Genomic DNA, 12085 nt, shown 5'->3' with positions numbered 1-12085 from the left:
TCTAAGTTTTGCCTTTACAGCTCTGTTAATTGCGCTCGAGTATCTGGTACTTCAGGTAGTACAGCTCATTCTTGACGTTAGAGAGAGTAGAAGTCTGTTTGCCTTGCATTTGGTTTTCTTTGATAAGCTTGTCAACTTCAGCTATCGCCTCTTCAACCTCCTCCATGTTCTTTTCCAGGTTCTCGTTATTCAGCGTTTCCAGGAGAATCCGTTTGTAATGCTCGTTTGCTGATGCTGGGTTTCCCATGAGTAAGGCTGATAGTTTAGTGGTGTGTTATAGTCTGCTTCATTACCTGCGCCTTTGCTGCCTCCCTCTGCTGCTGTATCTCAATGAGCTCATTAGCAATCCAGTAGAAAACAAGGGCAAACCCTCCGTAGATGATTACCCTCGTAACATGCTGTCTTATAAACTTCTGCAGGGGTGTTTGCTCGCTGTATAACTTCATGTTGTGCATAGGATAGAAGTACAGTTATACGAGCAATATAGCAAAAGGTGGATATATTGTTAAGCCCTCTTTTTATTCAATGATACTTGCCAGCTAACAACAGACCTTATCATAAAGAAGGGTTTACATACCAAAAGCATCCAAATGTTAGTAGTGAAGTCTTTCATTACACCTATTTATGAGCCGCCAAGGCTCAGACTCACGACCGGTACCCGGAGGCGTAACCCATCACCAAAACATTCGTATATCGTTATATATTAATTAATGTCTAACAATCCTCCCCTGAAATATGGCGACAGCTCTTACCTTAACCGGCATTATACTGTTGGTGTGCACCCTGTGCAGCGCCTTTGTTCTGCTTCTGAGTAATAAAGAAGAGCCGGACAGAGGGTACGGCTGGGTGCGAAAACCCGACGCTGCTTCCTGCCCTGCCCCTATCCTGCGCCTGGTGCCGGGGGGCAATGCGGAGAGTGCCCCCCGGCACCAGCACATTGCCATGGAGACGGCTGCAGAGGGCTCCAGGGTTGAACTGATTGCATAGGCTGGCTTTGGTTGTGCTGTCTGTTACTCAGAAGGTGCAAGCATAGTACCATGGTGAAATCAGGGACGCGGAAGCACAGAAGGTGGCGTTCCTGGACCAGGCCACCGAGAACCCCGAGTTCTACAGGTTCCTCATCGGCCAAATCAACCGCTACATCCGTCACTTGGGGGTGCTGCACAGCAGGATTGCCCCACACGAAAAGAGAGTGCCCGACGAGCGGGAACGCGAAGCCGGTGAAGCCGGGGCCTGCCACGATATGAAGCTGCTCATGCAACTCGAGCAGCTTGAAAAAGGCAGGGTGCGCTAAAATCACTACACTATCCTTCATAAAATAGGAAAGGCTCCTCTTGTTGAGGAGCCTTTCCTATAAACCTGTTCGTCTGGTTATGGCTTACTGTACGGAAACGGTAACCGCCTGCGAGGCTTCGTTTTCCTGCTCGTCTATGGCCGTCACCCGGATGATGTAAGCACCGGCGGACGCATTAGCATCCAGCGTGATGTCCACATCCAGGTCCTTCTCCCTGTTGTCGTTGAGGAAGTCATTAATGCTCTGGTCATTCACTTGTCGCTCAACCCCACCCGGGTCCGTCACGCTTACCCTTACCTCCTCAAGGCCCATGTTGTCCCTGATCTCCGCTCTCAGCTCGACCACGTCGCCTGCTGCAAAAGTGGCACCGGCAGCTGGGGAGGTGATGGTGATGGTCGGGTCAACAGTGTCGAGCGCTACTTCATCATCGTCATCACAGGCAAGGAATGAAAAGGAAAGCACCATTAAAAAGAGCCAATTGATTTTTCTCATCTCTGTAAAAGTTAAAAGTAATAGAAAATTAAAATATAAAATTATTTAGCAGCAGCCTCTGTTTTGGAGTATGCTGACAAGAACAGTATAGCGAAACCCAGAGAGTAAGGTTGCCGAAACCTGCGTGAGGTCTCATTTACCTCTCCGGCTATACATGGCAATGCACCTTGCCTTCCCTTTGTTTCATGATGTGGGAAGGCAAGAAAAAAGCCCCCGCAAAGCGAAGGCTTTTTAATAACAGTTTTACCTATTCGTTCACTACTTTTTAGAGGCGTCGCCGCCTTTCTCGTCCATTCTGACAGTACCTGTCTGGCCCTGCGCGTTGGTCATCATTACCTCGTAAACCACGGCGCCTTCAGTGGCCCCTGCGGCAGGCTTAATGACATAGATGTCCCCCACGGTCCAGTCCTTGTAGGTGTCGCTCTTCAGGGCCGCCTTTACCGGCTCCGGGAGCTGGTCCTGCGTCACTTTCTCTCTATTCTCTTCCTGTCCCTGCTGCGCAGCCGGAGTCTGCTCCTGCGGGGTTGTGGTTTGCGCGTTTGCCTCAAGGGAAGACATTCCTACTAATGCGATGGCTGCTGCCAGAAAAGTTACTTTTTTCATAGTCTTATTTGTTATGTTCTGCCTCATGCAATAGCAGAACCGTGCCAAAGCAGCTAAAACGCCCTTAATGCAAGGTCCTCAAGGCTTTACAGGGAAACAGCAAAAAGACGGGAAGTGTGGAAGCAATGGGTGAACTGTGGGTCTGTCTCCACACTCTGTGGAAAATTGCCTCAGGTGCGTGCACCGGTGGGGGAACTGTTCATCTTTCCCGCCGGGGCGGCTTGTAACCCTAAGGCTGTTTATCTTGTATTAGGATGTCTTTGACACGGGCTGGACCTGCGGCACACGCCAATCTGGCCTCGCCATAGTTAATAGATTCTAGCATATGGAGAAGTTCAATGAGCACGTGCTGCCTTTCCTGGAGGGGGGCTACATCAGGTACCAGCACAATGGGGAAGCCAAGGCCATGTCGGCAGACTACTTCAGGCGCAACTTCCGGAAAGTGGCCGCCACGGAGCTGCCCCACATCGGGCAGCGCTCTTTTTATTACCAGAGCATGCAGGACCCGGACCTGGTCATGCGTTTCAGGCTCTCCCGAACAGCCGGCCTGTCCGCCGTGCTGATGCTGCACAGCGACTTTGAGAAACAGCTGAGGGCCCTGGGCAGTCTTTAGTCTTTTATTGTGACTAGGGGATTGCCTGCTTGCAATGCAGCACCTTTCCTGTTACGCCAAAGCACAGGCCTCTCATCCTGCAGTACTGTTCCCGGGTGGCACGGGGTTTAAACCAGCTGGAGCACTGGCTGTGCCTTCAGCCGGCGCAGGGGTTCTTCCGCTGCATTGCTGCGTATGACAGCTACCCTCATCTCGTACTCTTCTTGCAGCTCTGTCAGTCTCCTAAGTTCCTCTGCATCCTGCGTGTCAGGTGCAGCATCCTGAAGCTGCTGTATTCGTGCGACCACATAATTGTAGTACCACTGGCTGGTGATAGACTCCGGTCTCATCTGTGTATTCAAACGTTGGTGACCTGCGCTTGTACGGATTTGCCTCAGTTTGTTTACATATAAAAGTGCTTTAAACTTACCCGCCCCGAAAGCACCACCCCCTCTCAGCCTTAAGAGGGATAGCATAACACATGTTATGTTCAATTAAGCAAGTATGATTGGCTTCATACCGTGATTTTATTGAAGCTAACTCCTCTTGCTTCAGAAATATAGGGTGGCAAAAAAGGTGGCAAAATTTAGGCTAAAATTTGTTAACACACATTATAATTTGTAAGCACATTGCTATAGATGCAGTTAAAGCACATTATCAGACTCATAAAATCGTTGAAAACCTTAAGAAGTTCGGCTCTGGGTACATCAACAACATATAAAGCCTTGTAAGCTAATAGCTTACAAGGCTTTTTTGATTTCGGGGGACGGTATAGGGGACGGAATAATAATATGAATTGCTTTAATCTCTCATCTTATTCCGCAGAATAGAGAGTGTAGTCTAAACTGTGTGCCTGTTGCACAACCCACTGAATGTAACCGTAAAACAGGATAGTACCAAATTGATGGCAGGATGCAGGGCAGGAAAACTTTCGAGGACGAGCGGCAACTGTGCTTCTCGCTCTCGGCGCACGTGCCGGCTCACAACTTTTACCGGCGACTCAAGGACAGGCTGGATCTTTCGTTTCTCTACGAACTGACAGCCCCTTATTACGGCCGCTGCGGCCAGCAGTCCATCGACCCGGTGGTGTTTTTCAAGCTCTGCCTGGTGAGTTACCCGGAGAATATCGCCAGTGACCGAAAGCTCATCGAGCACTGTAACCTCCGGCTGGACCTGTTGTACTTCCTCGATTACCAGTTAGACGAGCCCCTGCCCTGGCACTCGACCCTGTCTCGCACCCGACAGCTGCTGCCAACAGCGCTCTTCGAGGAGGTCTTCACGCGCGTGCTCTCCATGTGCGCAGACGCCGGTATGGTGTCAGGCCACACCCAGGCGATCGATTCAGCTTTGATCAAAGCCAACGCCTCGATGGGGTCGCTGGAGCTGAAGGTTCCCCAAGAGCAGCTCGAGGCCCGCCTCCAGCAGGTGAGAACCTTCAGCAGCGCCGACCGCCGGGCCCGGCAGGACAAGGCCCCGCTGGAGCAGCGCACCCTCACGGTCAGCCAGCAGCAACTGCACGTGCTCGGTTACCTGCACCGTAAGTGGCGCGTGGAGCAAAACCTGCGTCCGGGCGGCTTCAACAAGGGGGCCAAGTACACCTCCAACAAGACCCACTACTCGCCCGTGAACCCCGAAGCCCGCATCGCCGTCAAACCGGGCAAGGCCCGTAGGCTCTGCTATCACCTGCAGCTTTCAGTCGATGCTTCCCGCCATGTGATCACGCACGTGCTGGCCGACCACGCCGACCGCAAGGACAGCCGCTGTCTGCCGCAGCTGCTCGGTGGGCTCACCCAGCGGCTCGGCCAACTCGGCTTGAGGTGCACTTCGCTGCTGGCCGACACGGGCTACTCCTCAGGAGAGAACTACGCCCTGCTGGAGCGAGAGGGCATCGCAGCCTTTATCCCGCCCCACGGCAAGTACAGGAACGGCCCCGAAGGCTTTACCTACCACCGGGAAGGGGACTTCTTCCTGTGCCCTGAGGGCAAGATAGCCGCCTTCCGCCAGGAGATCTTCAAAGACAACAAGGTCCACTCCAGGCTATACCGAACCACCCGCCAGGACTGCAGGGACTGCCCCTTAAAAGCGGGCTGCTGCGGCAAGCTACCCGAAAAGAGAATTGCCATCACCTCCTACCGCGACGAGTACGAACGCACGATCACCCGCACACGCAGCCGCTGGGGCCGGCGCATGAAACGCCTGCGGTGCTGGGCACATTATTAAACCACATGGGCATGCGCAAAATCAACACCCGGGGGCTAGAACTGGCCCACAAAGGAATGCTGGTTGCCGCCGCGGCATATAACCTGCAGAAATTGCTGCACTTTACCCCCAGAAGGAGCCAGACAGCCGTCATGGTGCTGCCCAGACCAGAGCAGGCGGTCTTTTTTTGCTTCAATTTTTGGCCAGACCAGGAGCTAGCCGTGGAAAAAGGAATAGAAATCAGAAGGTACACGAGGGTTGTGCAACAGGCAAACAGTTTGTTTTACAGCCTCGACACCGATAGTGTCCTTTTCCTTAAAGTTATTCCAAATAACTCTGGAGCTAACTTCTATGTGTTTTTACGTTATTCCCACAGCAAATTTGCCGTTCAACTACGGCTTTCCAATGCACTATAACGGCTTTTATGTCCAACAGGATCCGTCCGCAGCTCCTTGCTTCTTTTTGCCCGGCCGTTGCGAATCGTTACTCTGGCATCGTTGACGCTCGTTGTCAGGTAATAGAGGTGCGGTTGATGGACTTGTCACTGCATTTTCCCTTCCCAGAGTTGATAAAGTAACTCGTTCCTGCATCCTACAGCTTTACCTTGATTTCTTTACCGGGTTTCCTGCCTCCAACAGGGTCAGTTTTAGGGGCCTCTTCGCTTATCAGGAGGGGGAAGGAAACCTTTACTTTTCCTTAACGGGAATCTCACAAAGGGCGACATTATGCAGCCGGATTTCAAACCTTGTTCCCTCCTCTACCTTGCTTTCAACCGTAATTTCTCCGCCCGCATTCTCTACAATGCGCTTTACAATGTATAAGCCCACCCCAGATCCCTCCACATGCTGATGCATCCGTTTAAACATGCCAAAAACCTGGCTTAAGTGCTGTTCTTCTATTCCCAAACCGTTGTCTTCAATGGTAATCACAATACCGTTATTCCCGAAGGTGTCAGTAGAGACATTTATTACTGGTTCACGGTTTGGATGGCGGTATTTAATGCTGTTGCTTAGAAGGTTATACAATACGCTGCGGAGGTTCTTTTTGGAGAAACAAATGGATGGGGCCGCAGCCACCTGAGTGGTAATGGTGGCTTTGCTGGAACAGATCAGTTCGGCATTCACCACTCTAAACTCCTCAATCAATTCCTCCAGGTTTACCATTTCCTGGCCTATTTCCACCTGCTTTTGAATCTTGGAAATCTCCGTTAACTCATCAATAGTGTTCTTAAACCGCACAATTGCTTTCTCAATCATGAGCAGCAAAGGTTCTACCGGTTCGGTTTGGGTGCCCAAATCATGCAACTCCTCCTGAAGGGCTTTTACCAGACCCTGCAAATTGGCAATTGGGGATTTCAAGTCATGTGAGGCCGTATAGACAAAGTTGTCTAGATCAGCGTTGGTGCGCTCCAGGTCTTTGTTTTTCTGGGTAAGTTCATCATTCATGCTTTGCAACTCCTGCTGGGTTGCGGCTAAGCGGTCAATCAGCAGCTTTTGCTCATGGATATCGGTAGCGGTCCCGAACCACTTGAGGATTTCGCCATTCTCATTGCGCAATGGAATAGCTCTGGTCAGATACCACCGGTACTCGCCCGTCCATTGTCTTACCCTAATCTCAATTTCGTAATCCTGCCCTGTGTGGATAGAATTCGCCCAGGTTGCGGCAGAACGGTTTTTATCCTCAGGGTGCAAGGCTCCTATCCATTGTTCCCCCAAGACAGCTGCTTTAGGCTGTCCGGTATATTCCCGCCAATGTCCGTTCACATAGTCCAGTTCACCCTCTACGGTGGCGGTAAAGGCTATCTGGGGCATTGCCGCCAGTAGGGTTTGCATTTGCGCTACCGTTTCCACTAGTTCCTGGCGGTTCTTTTTCTCTTCTGTAATATCGCGTACCTCAATCACGGTAGAAATAGGCACTCCGTTCTCATCAAAAATAGGGCTGGCCGCACAAGAAACCGGGAAAGAAGTACCGTCTTTCCGGAAAAACAAATCTTCATGGGCCCGTACTTCAAAATTCTGGGGCAGCGCCCTGTCTAACGGACATTCTTCCAGTGGGTAGTGGGAGCCATCTGGCCGATGGTGGTGAATCAAGTAATGCAGCTGCTTTGTCCGTATTTCTTCAAACGTGTAGCCCACCATCTCCACCGCCGCAGGGTTCATGAACGTACAATAGCCGGTGGCATCCATCATAAAGAGCGCACCCGTGGCATTGTCGGTGATAGTTTTGGTAAGGTAATTCTGATCTTCCAGTTCCTGGGTGCGGGCCTGAATTCTATTTTCCAGATCACTATTCAGGGCCTGGAGGGCTGCGTTTGATTCTTTTAGCTCTTCTTCCAGATCGTGGCGATCTTTCAGAACCATGCCCCATTCAATGGCTGTGCCTGCCAAATTAGCAGCCAGTTCCAGTAAAAGAATTTCTTCCTCTGAGGGAGCTTTTTCGGTTTTATAATAAATAGCAAAAGTCCCCAACACCCCTTCATCTGTTGAAGAAAGAATAGGTTGCGACCAACAAGCCATTAAGCCGTGCTTCAGGGCTACCTGAAAATTTGCCCACTTAGGATCCGTGGCGATGCTCTTTACTATTACCCGCTCTCCGGTAAACGCTGCAGTACCACAAGAGCCAGCGGAAGGCCCAATTCGGGTTCCGTCTATTGCTTTAGAATACGCTTCTGGTAAACTTGGGGCGCTTAGATGATATAGCGTATCCTTGTTCAAGAGCAACACCGATGAAAAAATAGATGGATAGGCTTTCTCCAGGGAAAGAACAAGCGTGTCCATTACCTCTTCCAGAGAGGTCCCGCTCATTAATTTTTTTCGTGCTTGTTGTTGAGCAGTGTTAAAGATGGCTGCAACACTAGGTTTGCACAAGAATTCTGGCGATGGGTCTGTACTTGACATGGAGTGCGGGTTTCTGCAATGGGAAACCACCAAATTTAAGTAAACGGAAGAAAAGTTTTCCTATAACTGTTTCGGTCGATAAAAGTTTCACCGCTTCACAGGGTAAAAGTACTTGCAATGATTAATTTTTTCAGGGAAGGGAGCTTGCCTATACGCTATTCTTACCGCCGGGTAAGGAGGTGGCTGGAGAAAAATTAAGCCTGCCTGGCCCGACAAAAGAGGTGGAGCTTAATTTTTCTCGCCAAATGCGCTCCAGTGGGTTGTACTACTTATGCCTGGAGGGGCAGGGTCTGCAGGCGGTGCTCAAGGTAGTGCAGCAATAAGATACTTCATGATCCCTCCGTGCCTGTTATGGGTAGTACCCGTCCAAAGCAGGCTTATATGCATGGCAGGCACGGCGAATGCCCCTTACAGGCTTGTCCCGCGAAACCCCGGATCAATGAGATAAGTAAGGAGGTATGATCAAGCGTACATAGAGCGGGTGTCTTGTCCTGAGGTAGCATGTCCCGCAAAACGTGGAATTTTGAGATTTAAAAAGAAGCCCTTGCTGTATGTACTCTCGCTGTATAGCAGGTAAGCGCTGACGTGAGGTAGGAGCGCTGATGACTCACACTGGTTCAACACTTTTTCTGCACTAACAGGACAGAAACAGCTGCTTATTTGCGGTTTAACAGTTTTGCTGTGATTATGGCCAAGTAAGGCAGCTACTTTGAGGAAAGCCAGTCAAGAGCTTACTCTACACTGTAAAAGTCCTCTATAGTTACTTCAAGCTGTGCTTCCTGCTTGACTTCCCTGATGGGCTTCAACCTGCGGGTGCTCTCTGTCACGACCCGTGCAAGCTTGCGGAGGCGGGTTGTGGTCAGGTCCCTAGCGAACTTTGGTATTATCTCCTTGCCTCGTCCTGAAAAAAGTTGACAGTTTTCTATATCAATCCTTCAGCATCCAGCTATAGAAGGCATGCTTTCAGCAGCAAAAGCTTGCCTTCAGTCCTAAAAACGATGTTCTGCCATCACTTAACGCCTCTACTGTGCCCGTTTCAGGAACAAGCCACTGATTAATAACAAATTAGCAACAAAAAGCAACGTGGGACGGGGTGGCCACCGGGATAAGCTGTCTCACGATACCGCCGTTTTCCCGCTACAGGTTTTGAAGATCAACCTCGGTATTGCTTCCGCTTGCTCTTCACTACCCAACATTGCTCCTGCTTGCCCATGCTTGTTCTTGCTTGCCCATGCTTGCTTTTGTCCCGGAAAAAGAAGGACTTCATGAGATGAATAACAGAACAAGAGAATACATCCAGTGAAATAGGTGAAGCGTTCAGGCCGAGGCACTCAAGCATAAGCAAGATTTAGGTGAGCTTAATGTCCCCAACACTGGTTTTTCATGTAAACCTGGAAAGCCGTGCCTTCTCCAGGCGTGCTTTGCACCTCTATCCTTCCCCCGGCGTTGTCCACCATCCTTTTCACCATGTAGAGCCCAACGCCGGACCCTTCCACATGGTCATGGAAACGCCTGAACATCGTGAAAAGCTTGCTTTGCTGCTCCCCGTTAAGCCCAAGCCCGTTGTCGCTCACCTGTAGCACAGTGAAATCCGCTTCTTCGCGGCAGCTGATCTTCACAACCAGATCTCTTTCCGGATCCCGGTACTTGATGGCGTTCGAGAGCAGGTTGTAGACGATGCTGCGAAGATTTTTCTTAGAGAAAATGATTTTGTCACAACCGGCGATGGCCATCTCTAGCTGCGCCCCGGACTTGGATATGATTTGCCCCATGTCCAGGCGGACCTCCTCTATTACCTCCTCTAGGCTTACCGCTTCCGCCAAGCTGGGCTCGTCCTTCTGAAGCTTTGAGACGTGCGTCAGGCTTTCGATGGTCTTCTTAAAGCGGGAAATCGATCCCTCCATCATGCCCAGGATCTTTTTCAGCTCCCCTTGCTCCTGGCTCTGCTTGGGGAGCTCGAGGAGCAGCTCCTGCATCAGCATCTCAATGTTGGAGATGGGGGCTTTCAGGTCATGGGATGCGGTGTAGATGAAGTTGTCCAGGTCCGCGTTAATATGCGTCAGCTGCTTGTTTGCCGCCGCCAGCTCCCTTGCGGTGCCCTTGGCTTCCCGCTCGCTCTCCTCCAGCGCTTTGCGGGACGCGACCTGGTCGGACACATCCATCACCAGGGAGTAAAACCCGATTACCTCACCGTTGAGGAAATCCGGAACAAAGCTGATTCGAACATGCCTTAGCCCCTCCCTATAGGGCATGGCTGCCTCATAATTCACTTTTTCTCCAACTAACGCCCGCTTGATATGTGCCTTAACCTTTTCGTAAGCTTGATCTCCTATCACATCGACAATAGGCATATCAAGTATGCTTTTCTCCTTCAGATCGAACCAGGAGTTATAGACGTTGTTTGCAAACCGGTATTTCTCGTCCCTGTCCAGGTAACTGATCAGGACAGGCAGCGAGTCTGTGATCAACTGCAGCTGCTGCGCAGTTGCCTCAATGGATTTTCGCGCGGCCACCTGGCCGGTCACCTCGTGCGCGTAGACCAGTACCCCGTCAATTGCACCCTCCCCATTGCGCCTGGCCAGGTAGGTGAAGGACCAGAAGATCTCCTCCAGCGGGCCTCCCTCATGGCGGGCCAGCATCAGGGGGAGCTCATTGGCAACATAGGTTTCGCCTGTTCGGTACACGTTGCCCAGAACAGCGGGAATGGGGGTGCCTTCTACCTCGGGAAGGGCCTGCAGTAAGGGTTTTCCCTGGATGTCCCTTCCAGGGAATATCTGCCGGTATACCGGATTCACCAGCTGGAAGACCAGATCAGGGCCGTCCAGGATCGTGATAGCCGCCGGCGCCTGCATGAACAGCTCCTCGAGCTGCTGCTTTTGTTGCAGTGTCTCCGCCTGCGCCACTTGCAGGGCCTGGGTCCTGCTCCTCACCCGCTCCTCCAGCTCTGCGTTCAGGGCCTGCAGGGACTCGGCGCTTTTCTCAACCTGTCGGCGGGCCTCCACAAAATCGGTAACATCCAGCGCGAAGATGAGCATGCCGCTGATTTGCCCCTCGGCGTCATAGAGCGCCTGGTAAATGAAGTTCCAGTAGATGTCCTCTAAGGGTTGTCCCTCGTACCTGGCCAGTGGAACCAGCACCTCTTTCCCTTCGAAGGTCTCACCTGTGGTGATGACGTGCTGCACGATTTCGTAGATGGGCTGATCCCTTAGCTCCGGCAGCGCCTCGAAAAGCGGCAGGTGCAGCATCTGGCGTCCTGGAAAGAGCTGCTGGTACGCGTTGTTGAGCACTTTGTAAACCAGCTCCGGGCCTTCCAGCATGGCGAAAGCAGCAGGCGCCTGCTCAAACAGGCGCTCCAGGCGCAGCCGTTGCTGCTCGGCCTGTGCCAGCGCTTCCTGCTCCCTTTTCCGGCTTTGTTCCAGAAGGATTTTCGCCCTCCCTTCATCCGAAACGTTCGTCGTCTCGTGTATGATGTAGAGCACCTCACCCTGCTCGCCCAGCACGGGCGTGTTGGTGGTGCTCCAGTAGCGCTCGATGAATCCGCCAGGCCTGTCGGGGTCGGGTATGTCATACTGAAGGATACCCATCTTGTGCGGCTTTCCAGAGGAGATAACCTGCTGGAAGGACGCGCCCACGTGGCTGGCTGAGGAAGCCGCTTGCCCGTCCGGGTTATCCGGGAAGGCTTCAAAGACATACTTACCGACAATTCCCTCTCTCGTCGTCAACGTTTCTTGTAGGTAGGCATCGGTGACTGCTTCGATGACAAGGGCTGGTGATAGAAGAAGTATCAGCCCAGGCAGCGTTTCGAAAACCTTGCGAAATGGCAAAGCCGGATCATCATTCCCCTCCTGCCGGGCGGAATTTAGGCTATTCAACATTAGTATTCATCTTTAGGTAGACTGTATGAGAGGCTGTTTTGATTTTATTTAGATAATTTCTTAAGCATGATGTGTATCATGGTAATCTGTATCATGGTCTCGGCTGACTTGGTGCTGCGTTCATAATCCTTGG

The 12085-nt window shown here is 51.6% G+C and carries 12 protein-coding genes; 5 read left to right on the top strand and 7 right to left on the bottom strand.

Translation table 11 applies throughout. The annotated features are described in order from the left end of the window. Positions 1–25: 25 nt before the first annotated feature. On the bottom strand, positions 26–247 hold the full coding sequence (locus tag ACYVB1_RS15235; protein ID WP_460924645.1) for a hypothetical protein: 222 nt from the start codon (positions 245–247) through the stop codon (positions 26–28). A 16-nt stretch (positions 248–263) separates the two neighbouring features. Further along, entirely contained in the window at positions 264–446 is a 183-nt protein-coding gene (locus ACYVB1_RS15230) for a hypothetical protein (protein ID WP_460924644.1), read from the bottom strand. Positions 447–735: 289 nt separating this feature from the next. On the opposite strand from ACYVB1_RS15230, the gene ACYVB1_RS15225 reads away from it, so the two are divergent. Both ACYVB1_RS15225 and ACYVB1_RS15220 read left to right on the top strand, forming a co-directional pair. Next, a complete protein-coding gene (locus ACYVB1_RS15225; protein ID WP_460924643.1) occupies positions 736–987 on the top strand; it encodes a hypothetical protein in 252 nt (83 codons plus the stop codon). 82 nt (positions 988–1069) lie between these two features. Continuing rightward, entirely contained in the window at positions 1070–1294 is a 225-nt protein-coding gene (locus ACYVB1_RS15220; protein WP_460924642.1) for a hypothetical protein, read from the top strand. 84 nt (positions 1295–1378) lie between these two features. Here the strand turns inward: ACYVB1_RS15220 and ACYVB1_RS15215 are convergent, their stop codons facing one another. Then, the gene (locus tag ACYVB1_RS15215) at positions 1379–1786 is read right to left on the bottom strand and encodes a DUF4625 domain-containing protein (protein ID WP_460924641.1); all 408 of its coding nucleotides are present in this window, start codon (positions 1784–1786) and stop codon (positions 1379–1381) included. Between the two features lie 258 nt (positions 1787–2044). Continuing rightward, positions 2045–2389, bottom strand: coding sequence for a hypothetical protein (locus tag ACYVB1_RS15210; protein ID WP_460924640.1), 345 nt, complete (start codon positions 2387–2389; stop codon positions 2045–2047). Between the two features lie 325 nt (positions 2390–2714). Here ACYVB1_RS15210 and ACYVB1_RS15205 point away from each other — a divergent pair, with 325 nt between their 5' ends. Next, entirely contained in the window at positions 2715–3002 is a 288-nt protein-coding gene (locus ACYVB1_RS15205; RefSeq protein WP_460924639.1) for a hypothetical protein, read from the top strand. Between the two features lie 107 nt (positions 3003–3109). Here ACYVB1_RS15205 and ACYVB1_RS15200 read toward each other — a convergent pair whose 3' ends face one another. After that, complete coding sequence (locus ACYVB1_RS15200) at positions 3110–3331, bottom strand: hypothetical protein (protein WP_460924638.1); 222 nt, start codon at positions 3329–3331, stop codon at positions 3110–3112. Positions 3332–3893: 562 nt separating this feature from the next. On the opposite strand from ACYVB1_RS15200, the gene ACYVB1_RS15195 reads away from it, so the two are divergent. Beyond that, positions 3894–5201, top strand: a complete 1308-nt coding sequence (locus ACYVB1_RS15195) for a transposase (protein ID WP_460924637.1) — start codon at positions 3894–3896, stop codon at positions 5199–5201. An 11-nt stretch (positions 5202–5212) separates the two neighbouring features. Beyond that, positions 5213–5596 (top strand): hypothetical protein, encoded by a 384-nt coding sequence (locus tag ACYVB1_RS15190; protein WP_460924636.1) that lies wholly within the window; start codon positions 5213–5215, stop codon positions 5594–5596. A 270-nt stretch (positions 5597–5866) separates the two neighbouring features. Here the strand turns inward: ACYVB1_RS15190 and ACYVB1_RS15185 are convergent, their stop codons facing one another. Together ACYVB1_RS15185 and ACYVB1_RS15180 are read right to left on the bottom strand one after the other, a co-directional pair. Then, positions 5867–7984: a PAS domain S-box protein gene (locus ACYVB1_RS15185; protein WP_460924634.1), complete on the bottom strand. Its 2118-nt coding sequence runs from the start codon at positions 7982–7984 to the stop codon at positions 5867–5869. Positions 7985–9435: 1451 nt separating this feature from the next. Next, positions 9436–11952, bottom strand: coding sequence for a PAS domain-containing sensor histidine kinase (locus ACYVB1_RS15180; RefSeq protein WP_460924633.1), 2517 nt, complete (start codon positions 11950–11952; stop codon positions 9436–9438). Positions 11953–12085: the final 133 nt, after the last annotated feature.

It is taken from the genome of Pontibacter brevis (genome assembly GCF_054779655.1).
Note: the sequence above shows the minus strand (reverse complement) of the source record. Positions and strands in the feature narration are given on the sequence as shown.

What these genes read in the sequence shown, in the direction of transcription:
- ACYVB1_RS15195 (WP_460924637.1), top strand. Translation starts at nt 3,894, where the DNA reads ATGCAGGGCAGGAAAACTTTCGAGGACGAGCGGCAACTGTGCTTCTCG.
- ACYVB1_RS15215 (WP_460924641.1), bottom strand. Translation starts at nt 1,786, where the DNA reads ATGAGAAAAATCAATTGGCTCTTTTTAATGGTGCTTTCCTTTTCATTC.
- ACYVB1_RS15180 (WP_460924633.1), bottom strand. Translation starts at nt 11,952, where the DNA reads ATGTTGAATAGCCTAAATTCCGCCCGGCAGGAGGGGAATGATGATCCG.
- ACYVB1_RS15185 (WP_460924634.1), bottom strand. Translation starts at nt 7,984, where the DNA reads ATGAGCGGGACCTCTCTGGAAGAGGTAATGGACACGCTTGTTCTTTCC.
- ACYVB1_RS15210 (WP_460924640.1), bottom strand. Translation starts at nt 2,389, where the DNA reads ATGAAAAAAGTAACTTTTCTGGCAGCAGCCATCGCATTAGTAGGAATG.
- ACYVB1_RS15205 (WP_460924639.1), top strand. Translation starts at nt 2,715, where the DNA reads ATGGAGAAGTTCAATGAGCACGTGCTGCCTTTCCTGGAGGGGGGCTAC.
- ACYVB1_RS15200 (WP_460924638.1), bottom strand. Translation starts at nt 3,331, where the DNA reads ATGAGACCGGAGTCTATCACCAGCCAGTGGTACTACAATTATGTGGTC.
- ACYVB1_RS15190 (WP_460924636.1), top strand. Translation starts at nt 5,213, where the DNA reads ATGCGCAAAATCAACACCCGGGGGCTAGAACTGGCCCACAAAGGAATG.
- ACYVB1_RS15235 (WP_460924645.1), bottom strand. Translation starts at nt 247, where the DNA reads ATGGGAAACCCAGCATCAGCAAACGAGCATTACAAACGGATTCTCCTG.
- ACYVB1_RS15230 (WP_460924644.1), bottom strand. Translation starts at nt 446, where the DNA reads ATGAAGTTATACAGCGAGCAAACACCCCTGCAGAAGTTTATAAGACAG.
- ACYVB1_RS15225 (WP_460924643.1), top strand. Translation starts at nt 736, where the DNA reads ATGGCGACAGCTCTTACCTTAACCGGCATTATACTGTTGGTGTGCACC.